Here is a 22,246-nt window from a genome sequence, read left to right as displayed (position 1 = left end):
ACGAAGTAAACACACACTACGCACACATCGTCCTTTAGCTGCGATTCTGGAGTTTGCGTCCAGGGGAGCGGCGCCAATGCTTTGGAGCTGGTATGACCTCCTTTTCTGAGCTGTTGAGTATTTTTGCTCTTGCTTTTGTTTTGGGTGCCCTTTTGCCGTTTGCGGTGCGCCCGATTTTGCACCGCTACAACATGGTGGATGTTCCTAATGAGCGTTCTTCGCATACTGCTCCGACGTACCGCGGTATGGGTTTGGCGACTGCGGCTGCGACCTTTGTTGCGTTTGTGGTGGCTACCCTGTTCGGCTGGACGTACCGTTCTGCTGAGTCTTTGCAGCTGGCGGTGACGATTGCTGCGGCGATTCTGTGCGCTCTCGTCTTGGGGTGGCTGGAGGATATTCGCGGCGTGAGCATTGTGCGTCGTGCGGGCCTGCAGCTGGTCATTGGTCTTCTGGTAAGCGTGAGCTTCGCGACGGTACAGGGCACGAATATTCTGCTGCTGATCCTTGGCGCGATTTTTATTGCCGGCTACATTAACGTGGCGAATTTTATGGACGGCATTAACGGTATTTCTGGTGCTCACGGCCTGGTGGCTGGTTTGGCGTATGCGCTGACCGGTTGGATGGTGAACCTGCCGTGGCTGGCGTTGGCTGGTGTGGCGGTTGCCGGTGCTTTTGCGGCCTTCTTGCCGTGGAATGTGCGCCCGGGTAAGAACGTGTTTTTGGGCGATGCGGGTTCTTATGTTTTGGGCGCGGCGCTGGGCACGTTGGCTGTGGGCGCGTGGTTTGCGGATGTTCCGTTCCTGTTGGCTTTTGCCCCGCTGATGACTTATCTGGCGGACGCGGGTACGACTCTGTTCCGTCGTTTTATGGCGGGGGAGCAATGGTACAAGCCGCACCGCACTCACACGTATCAGCGTCTGACGGATGTTGGTTTCAGTCACCTTGGTTCGACCGCCGTGGTGACGGGTACGACCATTTTGGTGTGGGTGCTGTTGGCGTTTGCATCTGATCTGTATGCTGCGGGATCTGTGGTGGCGACCGTGGGCGTGGTTCTTGTGACTCTTGCCGTGCTGGTGGTGTATCTGCGTATGCCGCAGCTCTTTGGCGGTGAGGCTCCTACTTCTACGATTGATCTGTCGAAGCGTTTTGCAGCGGATTTGAAGGGTTCGGCGTCGAAGGCGAAGTCGGCAACTGCGGAGCCTGCTACCGGCTCTTTGACCTCGGCAACTGGCGTTCCGGCGACTCCTGAGAATGTGGAGCCGACCTCGCTGCATCCGGAGCCGATTATGCCGGATTCGGTGAAGGATCGTACGGGTCAGTCTTCTTCTGCTTCCTCTTCTTCGACGCAGTCTAATCAGAATCGTGGGGAGAAACACTAATGGTTTCTGAACGCTCTAAAGCCTCAGTTGAGACTCCTTTAGAGCCTTTATGGCGGCGCGTAGTCGACGTTCTCTGGTATCCACCTGCTGAACGCAAGAAGCAGCAGAAACGCCGCCAAGAGCGTGCTCAAGCAGGTTTGAAGGTATCTTCCTTCGAGAGTCAAGAGCTTTCATGGAAATTTTTGTTCTACAGAGTATCGGCTTACTCTCTGCTGGCTTGGTTGGGCGGTATGATGAGTGCGTACCTGTTTGCGGGCCCCGTGGGCGCGCTAGGAATAACATTGGGCTTTCTGATAATCTATATATGCTTCACTCTGGGCGTATTGGTTATGTTGGTTGCTCCCATTTTCGACTGGGGTGTACCCAAATCGCTGGTGGTGAGCTACCTCGTGAAGATCGCTCTGCTCGGTCTGGTATTGATGTTTGTGCCATTCCCCGAGAATCTGAGGCACGGTTGGACTCTCGCAGGCGCATGTACCGGCGTGATTCTGTGGATTGTTATTGAAACAGTCAGCATCGCACGACTGAGAATTTTGTACTTCGACACCGACTCGGAAGACCATGGTCGGTAACACGATTGGTGTTTGAAAGGAAAAACGTTTGGCCGAAGAGAAGAAGTGGTGGGACGGAGATAAAAAGCTCCGCACCACCGGAGAATTGGTATCTGACGGAGGGCTCTCCGGCGCCGTCATGTCGATTCTCTATCTAATCATCGGTGTAGCGGTGTGGGGAGGCATCGGTTACCTCGGTGACCTGGTCTTCTCCACCACCTGGCTGGTGTGGGTTGGCGTCTTGATTGGCGCTGTTGGAGGTTTGACCCTCGTCTTTACCCACATGACCAGGCAAAATAAAGACCGTTAGGTCATTGAACGCGGACCGCTAGGTCACACATTCATCCATGTAGTTAGCATGTCAGTCGTTTATAGGCAGACATGGGCTCTTGATAGCCACTAGTAGCAAGAAAGGACTTGCTTTGATCGAGAACGGGTTGATCCTCGCGGAAGCCTATGTGCCGCCGACCCCTGAAGACATGCATCTGCCCCCCTTCTTCACCATTGGTGATTTCGCTTTCGGTAAGCAGAACGTACTGATTCTGCTGTCCGTGGTGATTATTGCGGTCTTCTTCCTCACCGCAGCACGTAAGCGTGCCATGGTTCCCGGTAAGACTCAGTTCATTGCTGAATCCGGCTACATGTTTGCTCGTAACTCCCTGGGTAAGGAAACCCTGGGCGTTCAGCACTACAAGCCTTTCGTGCCGATTCTGTTCGCCTCCTTCTTCTTTGTTCTGGTGAACAACCTCTTCGGTTCGATTCCGTTTGTTCAGCTGCCCTCCTTCTCCCACCCCGGTAGCGCCTACGCACTGGCTGGCGTGGCATACCTGACCTGGGTTGGTGTTGGCATCAAGCGCAAGGGCCTGGGCGGCTTCTTCAAGGACATCACCATGCCTTCGGGTCTGCCGGTGTGGATTTACCCCATCCTGATCCCGATCGAGTTCTTCTCGAACCTGCTGATTCGTCCCGCAACTCACGCACTGCGTCTCTTCGCGACCATGTTCGGTGGTCACCTGGCGCTGATGGTTGCATCCAGCATGGTGACCTACATGGTTGAGACCCTGGGTGGCATCGGCTACCTGGCTGCTATTGCTCCCGGTGCTCTGGGCATGTTCCTGTACTTCCTGGAATTCATGATTCAGTGCATCCAGGCTTATGTGTTCGCTCTGCTGCTGGCTGTGTACCTGCAGGGCTCGGTTTCCGAGGGACACTAAACTCTCTAGTTTTTTAGGTTTTCGCGTTCGTCATTGGGCGTGAATAAAGCAACCCACACGTTCACTGTGCGGGCTATTAACTCAAATCAAACTCTGTTCGGTCCGGGTATGTTCCCGGTCGAACACTGTTGAAAGGAAAAATAATGGTTGGTTCCATCACTGCGGTTGGCTACGGTCTGGCAGCTATTGGCGGCGGCATCGGCGTGGGTCTGATCTTCGCGGCATACATGACCAGCGTTGCTCGTCAGCCCGAGTCCCAGAAGACCCTGCAGCCCATGCTGTTCCTGGGCTTCGCACTGGTCGAGGCACTGGCAATTCTGGGCCTGGTTCTCGTCTTCATCAAGTAACCGGCTCTGCCACATCCTAAACGACCCATCCCATAGAACAGGATTCCCTCCATGATTTATCTGGCAAGCGAAGGGGGAGCGGAGGCAACTTCGAACCCCCTGATTCCCGACGTCGGGGAAATTGTCATTACCCTCATCGGATTCCTGATCCTCTACTACATCGTTGCTAAGTACGTTGTCCCGGCGTTCGAGAAGATCTACCAGGACCGTAAGGAAGCAATCGAAGGTGGCCTTGCCAAGGCCGAGAAGGCACAGGCAGAGGCTGCAGCGGCTCGCGATGAGTACACCCAGCAGCTCGAAAGCGCTCGACTGGAGGCTCAGAAGATTCGTGAAGAGGCACGCGCAGAGGGCGAGGCAATCATTGCCGACGCTCGCGAGCGTGCAACCGCTGAGGCTCAGCGCATTAGCGATAATGCAGCAAAGGCTATCGAGGCAGAGCGTGCGGCAGCAGCAGTGTCCCTCCGTTCCGAGGTTGGCACTCTTGCTACCACCCTTGCCGGCAAGATTGTGGGCGAAGCCCTCAACGATGATGAGCGATCGGCCCGTGTGGTAGATCGTTTTCTTGCTGACCTTGAAACCGAGAAGCAGAACGCAGGTGCGGCTCGGTAATGGCAGGAGTATCTACTGAATCACTGAGCAAGGTGGAAGAGGTGCTGGAAGCTCACGCTTCCCTGCAGCCCCTGAACCTGGCGAGCGAGCTTTTCGCTGTGGTTGATGTTCTCGACCACAACGGCACCCTGCGCCGTGCTGTCACCGATTCTTCGCGTGATGCAGCAGCACGTCAGGGTATCGCTAACACCGTCTTCGGCGGCAAGATCTCTTCGCAGGCTATGGCTGTGCTCACCAATGCGGTGGCTCAGCGCTGGTCTGATGATGCTGATCTGGCGAACGCCCTGGAACGTGCAGCAGTGCTCGCCGTGACCGCATCGGCTCAGTCTCGCGGTGGCGTGGATGCCCTGGACGAGGTGCTCAACGAACTACTCACCTTTGTGCGTACCGTTGATTCCAACGCTCAGGCGCAGGAAGCGCTGTCCGACCATCAGGCAAGCAAAGAAGCAAAGAAGAAGCTCGCCGTGGCGCTCGGTGGCCCCGCCACCACCGCCGAAGGTGTGCTTCTGCTCGAACGAGTTGGCTCCAACCCCCGCGGCCGTCACGCTGCACGGGTAGCCGATGAGTTCGCAGAAATCATCGTCACGCGACAGAACCGTTACATTGCGCGAGTAACTAGCGCGATTGCGCTGTCGCAGGCACAGCTTGAACGTCTCGGTCGCGCGCTCAACGCCGTGTACGGCCGTGAGCTGAAGCTCGACGTTTCGGTGGACCCCGCCGTTCTGGGCGGTCTGCGTGTTCAGGTGGGCGACGAGGTGATCGACGGTACCGTCGAGACCCGCATGTCCGACCTGACTCGTTCCATCGGCTAGCGGCTCAAGCTAGCGACGCTGAACCGTTCGTCGCAACGGTGATTTAGAAGATACCTCGGGTAGCGGGTGCGTGGCTGATGCCTCCTTCGCAGAAGCGGCGGCATTGCCCGCCCGTTCAACCCGAATTGCAAGTTTCGGTTGGTTCCGTTGACGGAACGCAACCACAATGAGAGAGCAGGGACACAAGATGGCCGAACTGACCATCAATGCCGAAGATGTCCGTAATGCGCTGAACGAGTTTGCAGCGTCTTACGAACCCGGCAATGCAGAACGTGTTGAGGTGGGTCGAGTTGTATCGGCCTCCGACGGTATCGCTCGTGTCGAGGGCCTTCCCTCGGTTATGGCGAATGAGCTGCTTCGTTTCGAAGACGGCACCCTCGGCCTCGCACAGAACCTGGATACCCGCAATATTGGTGTGATTGTCCTGGGTGACTTCACCGGTATTGAAGAGGGCCAGGTCGTACACCGCACCGGTGAGGTCCTCTCGGTGCCCGTTGGCGACGCGTACCTCGGTCGCGTTGTTGACCCCCTCGGTAACCCGATCGATGACCTGGGCCCCATTGAGTCCGAAGGTCGCCGTGCACTGGAGCTGCAGGCTCCCGGCGTGACCCAGCGTAAGTCGGTTCACGAGCCGCTGCAGACCGGTCTGAAGGCAATCGACTCGATGATTCCGATCGGTCGCGGTCAGCGTCAGCTGATCATTGGTGACCGCCAGACCGGTAAGACCGCTATCGCGATCGACACCATTCTGAACCAGAAGGACAACTGGGCTTCCGGTGACCCCGAGAAGCAGGTTCGATGCATCTACGTGGCTGTTGGCCAGAAGGCATCCACCATTGCAGCTGTCCGCCACACCCTTGAGACTCGCGGCGCGCTGGAGTACACCACCATCGTGGCATCTCCCGCATCTGACGCAGCAGGCTTCAAGTACCTGGCACCCTACACCGGTTCGGCTATCGGCCAGCACTGGATGTACGGTGGCAAGCACGTCCTCATCATCTTCGACGACCTGTCGAAGCAGGCAGAAGCATACCGCGCTGTGTCCCTGCTGCTGCGCCGCCCGCCGGGACGTGAAGCATACCCCGGTGACGTCTTCTACCTGCACTCCCGCCTGCTGGAGCGTTGCGCTAAGCTCTCTGACGACCTGGGCGCAGGCTCGATGACCGGCTTCCCGATCATTGAGACCAAGGCAAACGACGTTTCCGCCTTCATTCCGACCAACGTCATCTCCATTACTGACGGCCAGATCTTCCTGCAGTCCGACCTGTTCAACGCTAACCAGCGTCCGGCAGTCGACGTCGGTATCTCCGTCTCCCGTGTTGGTGGTGCCGCACAGACCAAGGCTATGAAGAAGGTCTCCGGTACCCTGAAGCTGGAGCTGGCACAGTACCGTGCAATGGAAGCGTTCGCAATGTTCGCATCCGACCTGGACGACGCTACCAAGGCACAGCTGACCCGCGGTTCTCGCCTGACCGAGCTGCTGCGTCAGCCGCAGTACACCCCGTACGCAGTTGAAGAGCAGGTTGTCTCCATTTGGGCTGGTACCTCCGGTCACCTCGACGACATCGAGATTTCCGACGTGCTGCGCTTCGAGGCAGGATTCATCGAGTACCTGCGTCACAAGACCTCGGTACTGACCGATATCGCTTCCTCCGGCAAGCTTGAGGATGACACCGTTGCAGCTCTGAAGTCCGCAGTTGCTGACTTCAAGCAGGGTTTCAAGTCTGAGGGCAGCAGCCACCTCGTCGACGCAGGTCACGAGGAGCACAAGGCAGCTCGCGATAGCGACATCACTCAGGAAACCATCGGTTAGCGATTAGTCCTCGCCTTCTCCCCGCCTCAGCTATGAGGCTGGGGCGGGGCAGAAAGCAAGGAGAAAGGAAGCTCTATGGGAGCCCAGATTAGGGTTTACCGACAGAAGATTGCTTCGACGTCGTCTATGAAGAAGATCTTCAAGGCGATGGAGATGATCGCGACCTCCCGCATTAACAAGGCTCGTAACGCTGCTCAGGCAGCCGGACCTTACGCGAACGCTCTGACCCGCGTGGTGACTGCGGTTGCGACTCAGCACGGTATTAAGCACCCGCTGATTCACAAGCCGAACGAGTCCGAAGCCTACGAACACCGCCGCTCCGCAATCCTGGTTGTTACCAGTGACCGCGGTCTGGCAGGTTCGTACTCCTCCGCTATCCTGCGTCGTACCGAATCTCTGATTGAGAGGCTGCGCTCTAACGGCCAGGAGGTACAGCTGTACCTGGTTGGTCGTAAGGCAAAGGCTTACTTCGAGTTCCGTGAGCGCCCCTACGCCCGTGCGTGGGAGGGCCACACCGATGCACCTCGCGTCGAAACCGCCGTCGAGATTCGTGACGCGCTGCTCGAAGCCTACGACCTGCCCTTCGAAGAGGGCGGCGTGGACGAACTGCACATCGTATACACCGAGTTCAAGTCGATGGTTGTTCAGGAACCCAAGATTCTGCGCCTGCTGCCCATCCACGTGGGTGACGCAAAGGCTATGGGCGAGGAAATCGTTCCCGACCAGGAACTGACCAAGGCTGAGTACGAGCAGGCGGCATCCTTCGAGTTCGAGCCCTCCGCTGAGGAAGTGCTCAACGCGCTGTTGCCGCGCTACATTGCATCGCGTATCTTCTCCTGCCTCCTGCAGGCAGCAGCAAGTGAGCTGGCATCCCGCCAGCGCGCAATGAAGACCGCAGGTGACAACGCTGAGACGCTGATTACCAAGTACACCCGTTTGATGAACAACGCACGTCAGGCGGAAATTACTCAGGAGCTCTCCGAAATCGTGGGCGGCGCAGACGCCCTCGGCTCCTAGTACTTGTACGCCAACGAAGCCATCAACTGTCCAAACTTTCTAAGTAAGTGAGAAATATGACTGCCACCTACAACGAATCGGTCTCCGCACCGACTCAGGGCGCAACGGGTCGTATTGCCCGCGTCATCGGCCCCGTGGTCGACGTCGAGTTCCCCGCCGGTCAGGTCCCCGAGATTTACAACGCTCTGACCACCGAGCTGACCCTCGACGGTCGCACCCGCACCATCACCTTCGAGACCGCACAGCACCTGGGCGACTCGATCGTTCGCGCTATCTCCCTGCAGCAGACTGACGGCCTGGTCCGCGGTCAGGCTGTAGTCGACACCGGCGCACCGATCTCCGTCCCCGTTGGTGACGGCGTGAAGGGCCACATTTTCAACGTTCTTGGTGACGCACTCGACGTGCCGAACTCCGAGATTAAGGCTGACACCTACTGGCCGATTCACCGTGCCGCTCCCGGCTTCGCAGAGCTGGAAGGCTCCACCGAAATGCTGGAGACCGGTATTAAGTCCATCGACCTTCTGACCCCCTACATCAAGGGCGGTAAGATCGGTCTGTTCGGTGGTGCAGGCGTGGGTAAGACCGTGCTGATCCAGGAAATGATTACCCGTGTGGCTCGTAACTTCGGTGGTACCTCCGTGTTCACCGGTGTTGGCGAGCGTACCCGTGAGGGTAACGACCTGTGGGTCGAAATGGAAGAAGCAGGCGTTCTGAAGGACACCGCTCTTGTATTCGGCCAGATGGATGAGCCCCCGGGAACCCGTCTGCGCGTGGCACTGACCGGTCTGACCATGGCGGAGTACTTCCGCGATGTTCAGAACCAGGACGTGCTGCTGTTCATCGACAACATCTTCCGTTTCACTCAGGCAGGTTCTGAGGTTTCCACCCTGCTGGGCCGCATGCCCTCCGCAGTGGGTTACCAGCCGAACCTGGCGGACGAAATGGGTCTGCTGCAGGAGCGTATTACCTCCACCCGCGGTCACTCCATCACCTCCATGCAGGCAATTTACGTGCCTGCGGATGACTACACCGACCCGGCGCCGGCAACCACCTTCGCGCACCTGGATGCGACCACCGAGCTCTCTCGTGAAATCGCATCGCGCGGTCTGTACCCGGCAATTGACCCGCTGTCCTCCACCTCCCGAATTCTGGACGCACAGTACATCGGTCAGGAGCACTACGACACCGCAATTCGCGTGAAGGCTATTCTGCAGGAAAACAAGGAACTGCAGGACATCATCGCGATTCTGGGTGTGGACGAGCTCTCCGAGGAGCAGAAGATTGTCGTGGCACGTGCACGTCGTATCGAGCAGTTCCTCTCCCAGAACACCTACACTGCAAAGCAGTTCACCGGTGTCGAGGGTTCGACCGTTCCGCTGAAGGACACCATCGAGTCCTTCCAGATGATCTGCAACGGCGATGTCGACCACATCCCCGAGCAGGCGTTCTACAACATTGGTGGTATGGACGACGTTATGCGCCGCTACGAGGAAATCAAGGCACAGACTGGAGCTAAGTAATCATGGCTCTGAAAGTTGAAGTTGTTTCCCGCGAACGCGTCGTGTGGACTGGCGAAGCGAAGTACGTTCGTGCACGCTCCGTCAGCGGTGACCTCGGCATCCTGCCGGGCATGATCCCCACCTGCACGCTGCTGGCACAGGACGGCGAGCTGCTCATTGAACCTGTTGATGGTGAGCCCATTAAGACCATCCTCAACGCAGGTTTCTTGACCGTCTCGAACGATCACGTGACCATCGCTGCAAAGCACGCACAGATTTAAAGTCGGTTCTCTACAGAGGGAATTGACCGCTGTGTACACCTCGCCGGTGTTCCACCCTGAAAGGGGAGGGGCACCGGCGATTGGTGTATCCGGGGGTAGAGCATGGGCCCAGAAAGAGCGCGCGTGCAGAACGACAGCGTGCATAGAAAGATAATGCGCACAGAAAAGGGGCGCCTCCCATGTATCGGGAGGCGCCCCTCAAACTATGTGTAGCCGCCTAGCTAGAGTCGTTTAGAACAGGCGGTCAGCCGAATCGTCCACGCCGCGCATCGCGTCGTAGTCCAGGCTGACGCAGCGGATGCCGCGGTCCTCAGCCAGGGTACGAGCCTGCGGCTTAATCGTCTGCGCCGCAAACACGCCGCGCACCGGAGCTAGCAGCGGGTCACGGTTGAGCAGCTCCAGGTAACGGGTCAGCTGCTCCACACCGTCAATATCGCCCACACGCTTGAGCTCGACCGCCACGGAGACGCCGTGCGCATCCTTCGCCATGATGTCTACCGGACCGATAGCGGTCGGGTACTCGCGGCGTACCAGCGAATAGCCCTCACCGAGAGTGTGGATCTGCTCGGCGAGCAGACGCTGCAGGTCAGCCTCCACACCGTCCTTGATGAGGCCTGGGTCAACACCCAGGTCGACGGTGTGCTCGTGCTCAATCTTGTAGATACGAATCATGAGTCGGTCATCGCTCTTAGCTGCCTGAACGGTCCACAGCTGCTGAACATCGGATTCCAGGTCCTCACGGATGCTCTGCGGAACGTCCTCACGCTCAGCCACCAGCAGGGAACAGGGAGGGCTCATCCAGTTCAGAGGCTTGTAGGAACCGCCGTCGGAGTGAATGAGGACGGAGCCGTCATTCTTGACCATCAGCAGGCGGGTAGCGCGGGGCAGGTGGGCGCGGAGGCGGCCCTCATAATCTACGGAGCATTCAGCAATGACAATACGCATCCGTCCACTCTAGCAGGTACGAGTGTTTGGCTCTAGCAGGTGAGGGTATGAGCTAGGGAACCTGAGCCTGGTATAGGTCGCGGTACAGGGGATAGTAGGGAAGTACGGCACAGAGCGGGGGAGTGCCGCCTCAGGAAGAGCGCAGAGCGAACAGCGGCAGGGCGGGTAGGTAGAGATAGTTGAGCGGCGCGGTAGAATAGGGCTCATGGCACGTAAGAATCATCCCGGCAGGCGAGCATCCGGCACCACCAGTGATAAGTGGCACCGTCAAGCACCCGCAGGGCGTGATATCAGCAGGATCCTCGATCCTGCACCCCGACTGGAACGTGACCGATACGGTGACTGGCTGGTGCAATACATTCCCGCCGTCAACGCCCAAAAAACCTACACCTGCCCCGAATGCTACCGCCCGATTCCGCCCAGAACAGCGCACCTGGTGGTGTGGCAAGAAAGCCACACGATGGGCCGTAGCCGCGCCATTGACGAGCGCAGGCACTGGCATCAGCACTGCTGGCGCACCCGCCGTAAATAGGCTGAACACTGCACTTGAGGCGCAGCCCAAGACCACATTTTTGACCAAGACCACATTCTCGAATCCAATTCTTGAAGGAACGCAATGAGCAACACCGCCGATATCACCCGCGAGCAGGAATTCAATCCCGCCCGCTACGTCTTCAGCACCGCCGCTGAGCCCACCCCCATTAAGGCACGTACTGTGCTTCCGGCACGCCGTGAGAACTTCACCGTCATCACCGCGGACGGCAAGCGCCTCGTCGGTGAACTTGCCCTGCCCGAAGGCGAAGTCAAGGCAACCCTGGTGACCTTCCACCCGCTGCCCACCCATGGCGGCTACATGGACTCGCACGTGTACAAGAAGGCGTCCTTCCGCCTGCCGGCGCTGTCGAACATTGCGGTGCTGCGTTTCAACACTCGCGGCACCTCCTCGATTCGCGGCACCAGCGAAGGCGTCTTTGACGGCGGCTTTGCCGAGAAGAAGGACTTCGATGCAATCCTGAAGTTTGTACGCGAGCGCGCCCTGCCGAACCCCTGGCTGGTCGGCTGGTCCTTCGGTACCGAGCTGGTGCTCAAGTACGCGCCCGAATACGCTAACGAGTTCACCGGCGCTATTCTGCTCCCCCCGCCGCTGCACCGCGTGCACCCGGCTGAGCTGGATGAATGGAACAAGATCTCGAACCCGCTGTACGCGCTGGTGCCCGAGCATGATGACTACCTGCAGCCTCCGGCGGCGCGTGAGCGTTTCGCGGCTGTACCGCGTACTCGGGTGATTCCCTTTGAGGGGTGCAAGCACCTGTGGGTGGGCGAGAAGTCCGTGCAGCAGGTCCTGAACACTATTGTCAGCATCGTGACCGGTGTTCCCACCGAACTGCCCACCGAATACAGCGGCCCGGTGGCAGAAGAAATCACTGAGCTCTAAAGGTTTGGCATAAAAACACGGCATAAAAATATCAAGGCGGCAGCTTTGGATAGAACATCCAAAGCCGCCGCCTTCGTATCTATACGGGATGCGTGCCCCCACGGGAAGAGTAGCGAGAGCGTAGATAACCTACAACTGTTTACAACTGGAGGTGACTACAGTTGGGCGGTGACTACAGCTGGAGATGACTACAGTTGGTCCTGGCGAGGAATGAACACCTCACGCACCAGAATCAGCATGGAAGCCGCCGCCGGAATAGCAATCAGTGCGCCCAGCACGCCCCAGAGCGCGCCACCGGCAGCCACCGAAATAATCGCAACACCGGCAGGGACCGACACAGCGCGAGCCATAATACGCGGAGAAATCAGGTATGCCTCCACCTGCAAGTACAGGAAGTACGCCACCGCAAACCACAGCGCCAGGCTCCAGCCCTGGGTCAGCAGAATCAGCGAGGTCAAAATCAGCGCAATCACGCCACCAACCAGCGGAATGAACGCCAGAATCATGACGACCAAAGCCATCAACTGCGGGAAGCTAAAGCCCACAAACAGCATAATAAAGAACGCCACAAAAGCATTCAGAACAGCAACCAGAGCCTGACCCATCACGTAGTTACCCACCGACTCGGTAATCTTGTCGGTAATGTACTTGACGCGCACACGCTTAGACGCCGGCGCCAGGCGCACACCCCACGCCTTGATAGTGTCCATCGAGGTGAGGAAGTACAGGGACAGGAACAGCACAATAATCACGCCGGTCACGCTCTGCGCCAGGGTAGAACCCGCAGAAACCAGGCTCGACATGAAGCTATTGACCTGCGAAGAGGAGAACGTTGATTCCAAGAACTTCGGGACGTTCTCATTCACCCAGGTGCTGATATTAAAGCGCTGATCAAGCTCGTGGTACCAATCAGAATCAATCGTGTTCTGATAAATACCCGGCGCATACTGGATAAATTTAGAAGCCTGCTCGCTAATAACCGGGCCAATCGTCATGACCAGACCGGTCACGGCGCCAGCAAAACCAGCAAGCACAGCAATCACGCCGATACCGCGCTTAATGCCCCACGACTCCAGGCGACGCACAATCGGATCCAGACCCAGAGCAATGAAAATAGCGCCGGTCACCCAGCCCACCAGGGCACCCACATTATTGAAAATGTAGTAGGCGAAGAGCGCCAGACCCACGCCCACGGTCATGAGGAAACCAAACGCGACCGGGTTGTGCATCATGGAGGTCTTGCCGTTGCCGACCACCTTCGGGGCGGGAGGCGCATCTTCAGAAGCGGCGGGGACCACCGGAATAGTATCCGTAGGAGGCATGGACGCGCGGCGGCGGTTGGAACGCACCTGGCTAATGCTTTCGGTTATCTCGCTGAAGGTCTCCGTTAGCTGGTCGGTGAGGGATTCCTTCTTGCGTGGCTCGTCGGACGATGTTGTCTCTTCGTGAGCTGCTGAGGCTTTCTTCTCGCTCATGCTCTTCCTTTCCGGATCATTCCGGGTATTTTTTCTCTACTGTGCCATTCTACCGGCTGGTTTACTTTGTTACGGCGTCAACGGTGAATCCCAAGGACAGGGGAGCGCAAATGGGAGAGACATCTGCGGGGCGGTTTCAGGCAATAGCCCAAACGCTATCCCCGGCATGAGCTCAGAGCGTAGGCGACAGAGAACGGGCGCTCGCAACGGTGCGTTGTGGGGATAATAGAGGAAGGAACGCGTGAAGGATCTAGCCCGCACGCAACAATAGATACAGAACGTAAAGGAGCCCAGGATGAGCATTATTTTTGATCCGGCAGACCGCGGCGCATCCCAGAACGCGGCACAGGGTAATGTCGCGCAGGGTGGTGCAGCACAGAACGGGGCAGCGCAGGAGATTCCCGCCTCCGTACGCAATGCCATGGAACTGAACCCGAACGCGGCACAGTCTGCTGGCGAACAGGGTGGCGAGCAGACCCCCTCCGCTCCCACCTGGCGCTACGAGGTCAACACCCCCGAAGAGTTCCAGAAGTTCGTTCAGCTCTCCAGCCAAGGCGCCGTGATTTTTGCGCTCTACGCGCCGCACTCGCCCTCCTCTCTGCAGATGCTCGAAGGCGTGCAGAAGCTCGTTGACTCCGCCGCAGGTATCATGATTTGCGCCGCCGTGGACGTCACCAAGCTCCCCGAAGCTGCCCAGGCATTCGGCGTGAGCGGCGTGCCCGCGGGCGTTGCCGTTCTGGCGGGCCGCCCGGCACCGATTTACACCGGCCCGGTCAGCGCAGAAGACCTCGGCGATGTGCTCTCCCAGGTTCTGCAACTCGCGGCACAGTACCAGCTGCCCGGCGGCTTCGACCCGGTCGTTCCCGAAGATGAAAAGCCCCTGCCGCCCCTGCACGCAGAAGCTGTCGCCGCCCTCGACCGCGGCGACCTGGAGGGCGCCCGCGCCGCATACCGCAAGGCAATTGCCGAGATCCCCGGTGATAAGGAAGCGAAGCTCGGCCTGGAACAGGTTGAACTGCTCGCCCGTGTGAAGGATCTGGACATGGCAACCGAACGTGCGGCGGCCGCGGCAGATCCCATGAACATTGACGCCGCGTTCAACGTAGCCGACCTGGACCTGGTCGGTGGCCACGTGGAGGACGCGTACAACCGTCTACTGCGCCTGTTCAGCGCGGTAGGCCCCGACGATAAGGCGCGTGTGCGCGAGCGTCTCGTGCAGCTCTTCGATGTGGTGGGTGCACCTGACCCGCGCACCGTCAAGGCGCGTGCGGCACTGACTATGGCGCTGTTCTAAAAGGCGCTGTCGCCTGGGAAACGTCATGAGCCGGTCTAGCTAGCTCTGGCTAATCTAGGCGGCTGAAACGTTGAATACGGACGGGCTATCGTCTACCCCCGCACTCGGGTTGCGGGGGTAGACGGTAGCCCGTTCTGTTTTGCGTTTTTTGGCGGTTTTGAGGGTGGGGAGAGTTTATCGACTCAACCTGTCTGATAGTGCGGCTGGATGGTATCTATAGCACTCCGGAATGTCCATAATATGCGTTGTGAGTACTTAATAATGCAGGTTTCATCACCAAACCTGCTAGACCTCATGGGGGGGGGTGGTAGGGTGAAAATATGAACACTAGTCACTTTCCCCAGGACCCGAACCCGCAAGAACCAGGTTCGCCGCAGAACCCGGTACTAGAGACCGCAGTAGAGGAAGCACCCGCCGCGGCAGTACCTCAAGCTATAGTCCCCGAATCTGTAGCCCCGGAAGCTGTAAACCCTGAGCCTGTAGCTCCGGAAGCTGTAGTTCCCGCGTCGGTAGCACCGCAGCTACCCGTCACCCCGCAGACCGCACCGACCGCTGGCGCCCGCCCCGCCATCGAAATCCGCGGCCTCACCAAGGCGTTCGGTCAGAAGGTCGCCGTCGACCGCATCAACCTGGACATTCCCTCCGGATCGTTCTACGGGCTGGTCGGCCGCAACGGCGCCGGTAAAACCACCACCATCTCCATGGTCACCGGCATGCTCAAGCCCAATGAAGGCACCGCCTACGTGCGCGGCATCGACATGTGGGCCGACCCGCTCAAAGCCAAAGCGCACCTGGGTGTGCTGCCCGACGGCGTGCACCTCTTCGACAAGCTCACCGGTGAACAGCTCATCACCTACTCCGGCTACCTGCACGGGATCGATAAGGAAACCGTCGCCTCCCGCGTTAAGGATCTGCTCGCGGCCATGGACCTGACCGACGCTGCGGGCCGCGCCGTCGCCGACTACTCTGCCGGTATGACCAAGAAGATTGCGCTCGCCGCCGCGCTTGTCCACGCACCCTCCGTGCTGATTCTGGATGAGCCCTTCGAGGCGGTCGATCCGGTTTCTGCCGCCAATATTCAGGACATTCTGCGCGGCTTCGTCGCATCCGGCGGAACTGTCATTATCTCCTCGCACGTGATGGACCTTGTGCAGCGCCTGTGCGACCACGTAGCCGTCATGGACTCCGGCCGTATTCTCGCCGCCGGAACCGTCGACGAAGTACGCGCCGGCGTGAGCCTTGAAGAACGATTTGTGCAGCTGGTCGGTGGCCGCACCTCCTCGGAAGGATTGTCATGGTTGGGCACCTCGTCTCACTAAAGTGGCAGTATGTGCTCGCTTCCTTCCGCCGAAGCATCTGGGCGCTCATCGGCCTGATTTTTGCGGCGCTTTATGCGGGCGGTATGCTCTTCGGCCTCGGCTCCGCATACGTTATCGCTAACTCGGAGGTACCCGAATACGGTCAGCTCGGAACCCTCCTGGTAGGCGCGGTTATTGCGCTCGCCTGGGCTATCGTCCCTATCTTCTTCAGCGGACTGGACGGCACCCTGGACGAGAGCCGATTCGTGCTCTTCCCCATCAAACCCTCCACCCTGCAGAAGGGCCAGTTCCTCGGCGGGTTCGTGGGTATCCCCGGCATTGCCAGCATCATTGCCGTGCTGCTGGGCGCGATCGCGTTTATATCGCAGCCGCTCGCGCTGGTCGTGTACCTCATCTGCTGCGTGCTCGGCCTTGCGAACCTCATGGTGTGGGCGCGCCTCGCTAACCGCCTGGGCATGGCGCTGAACGATAACCCGCGCATCGCCAATACCCTGATGATCGTTGCCATGCTACTGATGATGAGCGCCGGCTTTATCTTCGGTGGAACGATAACCTACCTGACCAAGCACTGGGAAGAGGTGCTGCCCTACCTGCCGTGGCTCAGCGTGACCCCCTTCGGCTCCGCGTTTGCGGTGCCCTACTTTATGGCGAGCGGCAATATGGGCGCCGCCCTTGGCTGCCTGGCTCTGACCCTCGTCTACCTGGTCGGCGGTTGGTGGCTGTGGGGTAAGAACCTGGCACGCTCCATGGCGAATGTGGGCGGTAGCGCCCACCACGCCAGCGCTGCCGAAGTCGCTGCAGGCGATTTGGGCCTGTTTGCACGGTTCCCCGCAACCCCGCGTGGCGCCGTGGCAGCACGAACCCTGCACTCATTCATGAAAGACAACCGTCTGCAGTTGCTAACCGTAAGCACCGCCATGCTTTACCTGATACTGACGGTGGGCATGCCGCTGTTCCTGAGCTCTGTAGGGTCCGTTAAAACTCATGTTGATTTTAATGGCATCAACGCGGCTGAAGCCAACCAGATTATCAATAGCGGCGTCATGCAGCTCTTCGGATTCTGGATGTACTTCTGCACCGTTTTCACCGGCTACTACATGTGCTACCTCGTCTCATACGACAACACTGCATTCAGCCTGCACGTACTCTCTCCGCTGCGCGGTATTGATGACCGCATCGGCCGTCTTTGGGGTTACAGCATCCTGATGGTTCCGATCGTAGTGGTGATGGTGTTCGTCGCCTCAGCGGTAAATGGGCACCTGGAGCTCTTCCCCATTGTGCTGATGCACCAGCTGGGCGTGCTCGCCGCAGCGGCTGGCATGGGCAGCGTGATGGACACCTTCATTAGTCCGCCCGTGGCGCCTCCCGGGGCTAACCCGTTCAAGAACCCGAAGAACAATGAGGGCTTCGCTAAGCAGCTACTGCTGATGCTCACCATTATTTTGGTGATGCTCAGCGCACTACCCGGCGGTATCTCCGTTATCGTGTATATTTTCAGCACGCAGGATATGCTGACCCTCGTCTTCGGCGGCTTGATTCAGCTGCTGATTGGTGCCGCACTGCTCGTGGGCGGCGTGGCGTGGGGCGGTCACCGCTACGACAAGGTCAGCTCCAAGATGCTGGAACGCGTGGCACGTTTCCAAGCGAACTAACAAGAGTTGAAGCTCCAGCACATCAGGAATAAACGAGAGGGGTTCCGTGTTAGGTACTACGCCTGGCGCGGAACCCCTTTTCTATGCTTCTATGCCGCCCGAAATTCTAGCCTCGAACTTCTGACGGAAAGAAGCTCACCGCAATACCTAAGAGCCTATGGTTGAGCTGTGGCCTGCCTCCATATTGACCGCCCGGGGGCTCGGCACCTCCCAACTGCTACTAAAATAGAGAAGGCGCCAATCACCCAACCGTGCAGCGGCACCCCTCACCCTATGTATCCCACCTCATCATCAAGGAGAAACATGAGCTCGATCGAAGGCATCGAAGACCCCTTTGGCCCCGGAACCGCAGGCGGCACCGCCCTGCTCGAACGCGAAGAAACCCAGCTTTCTGAGCCCGGCGACCACGAGCGCTTCTCCCACTACGTACGCAAGGAAAAGATTCTCGAATCGGCGCTGACCGGTGAACCCGTACGCGCCCTCTGCGGCAAAATGTGGGTACCCGGCCGCGACCCGCAGAAGTTCCCCGTCTGCCCCCAGTGCAAGGAAATCTACGAAGGCCTTGCACCCGGCAACGACGGCGACAACGGCTCCGGCGAATAATACGCGCCAGGCGACACGCTTCAGACAACACAACCTGGGCGATACAACCTGGGCGATACAACCTGGGCGATACGCCTGAATAAATACGAATAAATAGCACGCCGCAACAGCGAGACTCAACGGCCCAACACCGCTTATGAGACTTTGCTGACGAGCACCAAATTCTTGCACCACAGCCCGGCCCAACCCGCGGATGTGGTGCTAGAATTTAACCTCGCTGTGCCCGGCGGGCATCAGCCGTCCCGAGCCTAACCCGCCGCAACAGCAGAGGCAGACGAGGAAGAAGGAGAGAATGAGCGCACCCGCAGAGGAACCCACCCTATTCGACAGTATGGTGAAGCCGAAGCTCTCCCCGGCATACCCCGACCGCGCCCCCTGGGGTACTTCCGTCAGCCTGCGCGCCTGGCAGGCAGAAGCCATGCAGAAGTACTTCGAAACCAACCCCCGCGACTTCATGGCAGTTGCAACCCCCGGCGCGGGTAAAACCACTTTCGCGCTGACCCTCGCGAAGGAACTATTCAACCGCGGCACGGTCCGCCAGCTTATTGTGGTGGCGCCCACCGACCATCTGAAAAAGCAGTGGGCAGACGCCGCCGCGAAGGTCGGCATTCCCATTGACCCGAACTTCAAGAACGCGGATGTGACCATCAGCCGCCACTACAAGGGCGTGGCGCTGACCTACGCGCAGGTGGCGAATAAGCCGCAGCTACACGCCCGCAACACTGAGGCGACGAAGACCCTCGTTATTTTTGACGAGATTCACCACGCCGGCGACTCCCTCTCCTGGGGCGACGGTCTGCGTGAAGCGTTTGATGACGCGACCCGCCGCGTGGCGCTGACCGGTACCCCGTTCCGTTCGGATACCTCCCCGATTCCGTTCGTCACCTACGAGGTCGATAACGACGGTATTCGCCGCTCCAAGGCAGACTACTCGTACGGTTACGGTCCCGCGCTTAAGGACCACGTGGTGCGCCCCGTCATCTTCATGGCGTACTCGGGCCAGATGCGTTGGCGCACCTCCGCTGGTGAGGAAATGGCGGCAAACCTGGGTGAGGGCTTCACGAAGGATATTACCTCCCAGGCGTGGCGAACCGCCCTCGACCCTAACGGCGAGTGGATTCCGACCGTGCTCGCGGCAGCCGACAAGCGTCTGACCGAGGTGCGCCGCACCGTGCCCGACGCCGGTGCGCTCGTCATCGCCACCGACCATGCGGATGCCAAGGCCTACGCCGAGCAGCTGCAGAAAATTACCGGCGAATACCCCGCTGTGATCCTCTCGGACGATCGCGAAGCCTCCGCGAAAATTGATGAGTTCCGTGAGGGCATGCAGCGGTGGATGGTCGCCGTGCGCATGGTGTCCGAGGGCGTGGACGTGCCCCGCCTCGCCGTGGGCGTGTACGCCACCAGCACCAGCACCCCGCTGTTCTTCGCGCAGGCTATCGGACGTTTCGTGCGTGCCCGCAAGCGCGGCGAAACCGCATCCGTGTTCCTGCCCTCGGTGCCGCAGCTGATGATGCTGGCCAACGATATGGAAGTCGAGCGCGACCACGCCCTCGACCGCGGCGCACCCCAAGAAATCGACCCCATGGTCGAGGGTCTGGACGACCACCTGATTGAGGAAGCGAACCGCGAGGAGCGCGCCTCCGAGCAGTTGGCACGCGGCAAGTTCGAGGCGCTCGGCTCCGAGGCGTCCTTCCACGGCGTGCTGTTTGACGGTGCCGAGTTCGCCTCCGGCAACCTCGCCGTGGGTAGCGAGGAGGAGCAGGACTTCCTGGGTATTCCGGGGCTGCTGGACGCCGAGCAGGTCGGTACGCTGCTGCGCGCGCATCAGCGTGAACACGCGGCACGCCGCCCCGCAACCGCGGCACCATCGGTGGTGGATCACCGTCAGCTGAAGGAGTTGCGCAATAAGCTGGCGAAGAATGTGGCGGCGTGGTCGATTCGTTCGGGTCAGCCGCACGGCGTGATTCACAATGAGCTGCGTAAGATTTGTGGCGGCCCGGCGGTCGCGCAGGCTTCGGCTGAGCAGATTCAGGCGCGTATCGATAAGCTGTCGGACTGGTTCGTGGGTCGACGCTAGAACGTGAATAGAACGTAACGGAGGGAAAAGCCCCGCGAGTGTGTGCGCTCGCGGGGCTTTTGCGCGTTCTAAACTCATGAAATAGCCTGCCGGACAGTTATAAAACGGGTATAAAAATGATTCGACGTGGTGTTTTATGACCTTTTGGGGTGCCTCTAAAACCTGATTCATGTACTCTATTGGTGGATGCCCCTCCCGAACCTGGCGTGGTCGCCATTACGGAGGAGCCTCCATCAGAAACACCATGTAGCCGTTATTCTGCCGCGCCGAGTGCGAGAAATGGGCTAGAAGAACGGTTACACCAACTATTGAAGGACAGTGATGTCTCATATTTCTCGCCGTAAGGTCGTGAAGGGTGCCGCCTGGGCAACCCCCGTGATTGCGGCTTCAGCAGTAGTGCCAGCTTACGCTGCTTCAAAACCGGATTGCACCGTGTCAGAAAAACCTTACATGTCTGCCTATGCTGACATGTATAAGCGCGGGGAAGAAACGGAATATCTTCATAGCCGCCTTACCTTCTATAAGATACGTTTTGAACTGATCGGTGGTGCAGGTGGCGGAGGCTTTGAAAACAACTCTCTCGGCGGTTCAGGTGCGAAAGTAACCGGAGTTATCGGGGTGGATGGTCCGGCAACTATTGAGCTCATCGCAGGTGGCGGCGGTATGCTCGAAGTCCGAGGGTACGGAGCTGACAATTTAGATGAGTACCGGACTGAAGGCTCCCAAGGTGGCCAAGGTTTCGGTAACGGTGGTGGAGTTCCCAGCTCCAGGATTCCCGATGACGTGATGAAAAAGCTAACCAAGCGCTGGGTGTGGGCTGCTGATTGGGATCACGGTCCGCATCCTAAGCAGCCTATGGAAGAGATTTATGGATGCTCGGGCGGCGGTTCCTCGGCTCTGCTCATCAACGGTGAGGTCATCGCTGTTGCTGGCGGCGGTGGCGGTGGTGTCACCCGGGCAACAATGTTCACGACGGAACCTGACCCGGACCATTTCCCAGGAATTGTTGACGCTCGTATGATTGGCCCGGAAAACCAGACCCGCCCGCCCGTGCTCAGTGTGGGTGGGTCGGGGGAACGCGCACGCGGTGGTGACGCCACAACTGGGCGTGAATATTATGCTCAGGACCCGAGCGTTCAGCTGACTGTTGAAGGTGGCAAGGGTGGCGGTAATGGTATTGGTGGTGCCGGTGGTGCTAAGCCGACCGTGTTGACTGGTACCCCCAATGATATCTTTAGCTTCGATAGTCAGAATAAGCAGGTGCTTTATAGCTCCTCCACTGCAGGTAATCCCGGGACTAATGGTCTGCAAGGAAATGGTGGCGACGGCGTGATGTCTGTGAGCTATCAGCTGGATAACCACGATATGTACTCTCAGTATTACGAAACTCTCCGACGCCCTGATGGAACCTATAAATATCTGTCCTACTATCATCTCGCCCCATACTTCAACGGCGCGCAGGTCATTGTGTCCGGTGGTGGCGGTGGCGGTTACGGTGGTGGCGGCTCAGGCGCGGCGCTCTCACAGTCTGCTATTACGATTGCTCAGAAATGGAATAATAACCCGACGGGTGCTCGCCAGAGTATCAGCTCTGCGCAGCTTGCCGGCGCGGGTGGCGCAGGTGGATCTTATCTGGCTCCGAGCGTTATTGAAGGTGAAATTTCTCGGGCCAATAATGCATACAAAGGCTCGCAGTATGGTCAGGGGGGCACCGCGACGGTGTATCTTTGTGAGGTATAGTCAACCTTCCCTGCCTAAGGTGAGCACGTAAATACCTTTGGATAAGGGGGCCCCGCGGGTGCGCATGCGCTCGCGGGGCTTTTGCGTGCCCGTAATATTTGGTCGCATAAGCAGAGATGACCCTCAACTAGAGCCTTATACCTGTAGGGTAGGAGAGGAGGTAACATCCGGCGCCGAACAC

General features: G+C 58.8%; 21 protein-coding genes. 19 read left to right on the top strand and 2 right to left on the bottom strand.

Going from position 1 to position 22,246, the window contains the following annotated elements:
• Positions 1 to 92: 92 nt before the first annotated feature.
• The 11 genes from HMPREF2928_RS06985 (at position 93) to HMPREF2928_RS06935 (ending at position 9,522) form a co-directional block, all read left to right on the top strand.
• A complete protein-coding gene (locus HMPREF2928_RS06985) occupies positions 93 to 1,379 on the top strand; it encodes an MraY family glycosyltransferase (protein ID WP_070687953.1) in 1,287 nt (428 codons plus the stop codon).
• Positions 1,379 to 1,951: a hypothetical protein gene (locus HMPREF2928_RS06980; protein ID WP_070687952.1), complete on the top strand. Its 573-nt coding sequence runs from the start codon at positions 1,379 to 1,381 to the stop codon at positions 1,949 to 1,951. The genes HMPREF2928_RS06985 and HMPREF2928_RS06980 overlap by 1 nt, the downstream gene beginning before the upstream one ends.
• A gap of 28 nt (positions 1,952 to 1,979) precedes the next feature.
• On the top strand, positions 1,980 to 2,240 hold the full coding sequence (locus HMPREF2928_RS06975; protein WP_005506464.1) for a hypothetical protein: 261 nt from the start codon (positions 1,980 to 1,982) through the stop codon (positions 2,238 to 2,240).
• 112 nt (positions 2,241 to 2,352) lie between these two features.
• Positions 2,353 to 3,144, top strand: coding sequence for a F0F1 ATP synthase subunit A (gene atpB / locus HMPREF2928_RS06970; RefSeq protein ID WP_005507804.1), 792 nt, complete (start codon positions 2,353 to 2,355; stop codon positions 3,142 to 3,144).
• Between the two features lie 143 nt (positions 3,145 to 3,287).
• Positions 3,288 to 3,491 (top strand): ATP synthase F0 subunit C, encoded by a 204-nt coding sequence (gene atpE, locus HMPREF2928_RS06965; protein ID WP_005506461.1) that lies wholly within the window; start codon positions 3,288 to 3,290, stop codon positions 3,489 to 3,491.
• 51 nt (positions 3,492 to 3,542) lie between these two features.
• Positions 3,543 to 4,100: a F0F1 ATP synthase subunit B gene (locus HMPREF2928_RS06960; protein WP_049326923.1), complete on the top strand. Its 558-nt coding sequence runs from the start codon at positions 3,543 to 3,545 to the stop codon at positions 4,098 to 4,100.
• Positions 4,100 to 4,912 carry a F0F1 ATP synthase subunit delta gene (locus HMPREF2928_RS06955; RefSeq protein ID WP_049354850.1) on the top strand — a complete coding sequence of 271 codons (813 nt, stop codon included), beginning with the start codon at positions 4,100 to 4,102 and terminating at the stop codon, positions 4,910 to 4,912. The genes HMPREF2928_RS06960 and HMPREF2928_RS06955 overlap by 1 nt, the downstream gene beginning before the upstream one ends.
• Before the next feature lie 187 nt (positions 4,913 to 5,099).
• Positions 5,100 to 6,725 (top strand): F0F1 ATP synthase subunit alpha, encoded by a 1,626-nt coding sequence (gene atpA / locus HMPREF2928_RS06950; protein WP_070629493.1) that lies wholly within the window; start codon positions 5,100 to 5,102, stop codon positions 6,723 to 6,725.
• A gap of 75 nt (positions 6,726 to 6,800) precedes the next feature.
• On the top strand, positions 6,801 to 7,742 hold the full coding sequence (locus tag HMPREF2928_RS06945) for a F0F1 ATP synthase subunit gamma (RefSeq protein WP_070506648.1): 942 nt from the start codon (positions 6,801 to 6,803) through the stop codon (positions 7,740 to 7,742).
• 56 nt (positions 7,743 to 7,798) lie between these two features.
• Positions 7,799 to 9,262, top strand: coding sequence for a F0F1 ATP synthase subunit beta (atpD, locus tag HMPREF2928_RS06940; RefSeq protein WP_005507810.1), 1,464 nt, complete (start codon positions 7,799 to 7,801; stop codon positions 9,260 to 9,262).
• Between the two features lie 2 nt (positions 9,263 to 9,264).
• The gene (locus HMPREF2928_RS06935; RefSeq protein WP_070629492.1) at positions 9,265 to 9,522 is read left to right on the top strand and encodes a hypothetical protein; all 258 of its coding nucleotides are present in this window, start codon (positions 9,265 to 9,267) and stop codon (positions 9,520 to 9,522) included.
• A 231-nt stretch (positions 9,523 to 9,753) separates the two neighbouring features.
• On the opposite strand, the gene nucS is transcribed toward HMPREF2928_RS06935, so the two are convergent.
• The gene (gene nucS, locus HMPREF2928_RS06930) at positions 9,754 to 10,467 is read right to left on the bottom strand and encodes an endonuclease NucS (protein WP_070687950.1); all 714 of its coding nucleotides are present in this window, start codon (positions 10,465 to 10,467) and stop codon (positions 9,754 to 9,756) included.
• 205 nt (positions 10,468 to 10,672) lie between these two features.
• Here nucS and HMPREF2928_RS09000 point away from each other — a divergent pair, with 205 nt between their 5' ends.
• Both HMPREF2928_RS09000 and HMPREF2928_RS06925 read left to right on the top strand, forming a co-directional pair.
• Positions 10,673 to 10,999 (top strand): ATP/GTP-binding protein, encoded by a 327-nt coding sequence (locus HMPREF2928_RS09000; RefSeq protein ID WP_080562540.1) that lies wholly within the window; start codon positions 10,673 to 10,675, stop codon positions 10,997 to 10,999.
• An 84-nt stretch (positions 11,000 to 11,083) separates the two neighbouring features.
• Positions 11,084 to 11,902, top strand: a complete 819-nt coding sequence (locus HMPREF2928_RS06925; protein WP_070687948.1) for an alpha/beta hydrolase — start codon at positions 11,084 to 11,086, stop codon at positions 11,900 to 11,902.
• Positions 11,903 to 12,090: 188 nt separating this feature from the next.
• Here HMPREF2928_RS06925 and HMPREF2928_RS06920 read toward each other — a convergent pair whose 3' ends face one another.
• A complete protein-coding gene (locus HMPREF2928_RS06920; RefSeq protein ID WP_070687946.1) occupies positions 12,091 to 13,377 on the bottom strand; it encodes an AI-2E family transporter in 1,287 nt (428 codons plus the stop codon).
• 295 nt (positions 13,378 to 13,672) lie between these two features.
• Between HMPREF2928_RS06920 and HMPREF2928_RS06915 the strand changes: the two genes are divergently transcribed.
• The 6 genes from HMPREF2928_RS06915 (at position 13,673) to HMPREF2928_RS06890 (ending at position 22,065) form a co-directional block, all read left to right on the top strand.
• Positions 13,673 to 14,671 (top strand): co-chaperone YbbN, encoded by a 999-nt coding sequence (locus HMPREF2928_RS06915; RefSeq protein WP_070687944.1) that lies wholly within the window; start codon positions 13,673 to 13,675, stop codon positions 14,669 to 14,671.
• A gap of 320 nt (positions 14,672 to 14,991) precedes the next feature.
• A complete protein-coding gene (locus HMPREF2928_RS06910) occupies positions 14,992 to 15,990 on the top strand; it encodes an ABC transporter ATP-binding protein (RefSeq protein WP_070687942.1) in 999 nt (332 codons plus the stop codon).
• Positions 15,966 to 17,642 carry a transporter gene (locus HMPREF2928_RS06905; protein WP_070687940.1) on the top strand — a complete coding sequence of 559 codons (1,677 nt, stop codon included), beginning with the start codon at positions 15,966 to 15,968 and terminating at the stop codon, positions 17,640 to 17,642. Before HMPREF2928_RS06910 ends, HMPREF2928_RS06905 begins: the two co-directional genes overlap by 25 nt.
• Positions 17,643 to 17,945: 303 nt before the next feature.
• Positions 17,946 to 18,245 (top strand): DUF3039 domain-containing protein, encoded by a 300-nt coding sequence (locus HMPREF2928_RS06900; RefSeq protein WP_005506434.1) that lies wholly within the window; start codon positions 17,946 to 17,948, stop codon positions 18,243 to 18,245.
• A gap of 292 nt (positions 18,246 to 18,537) precedes the next feature.
• The gene (locus HMPREF2928_RS06895; protein ID WP_049354840.1) at positions 18,538 to 20,325 is read left to right on the top strand and encodes a DEAD/DEAH box helicase; all 1,788 of its coding nucleotides are present in this window, start codon (positions 18,538 to 18,540) and stop codon (positions 20,323 to 20,325) included.
• A gap of 321 nt (positions 20,326 to 20,646) precedes the next feature.
• A complete protein-coding gene (locus HMPREF2928_RS06890; RefSeq protein WP_246823580.1) occupies positions 20,647 to 22,065 on the top strand; it encodes a transcriptional initiation protein Tat in 1,419 nt (472 codons plus the stop codon).
• Positions 22,066 to 22,246 lie beyond the last annotated feature (181 nt).

It is taken from the genome of Rothia sp. HMSC072B04 (genome assembly GCF_001813725.1).
GTDB lineage: Bacteria > Actinomycetota > Actinomycetes > Actinomycetales > Micrococcaceae > Rothia > Rothia mucilaginosa.
Note: the sequence above shows the minus strand (reverse complement) of the source record. Positions and strands in the feature narration are given on the sequence as shown.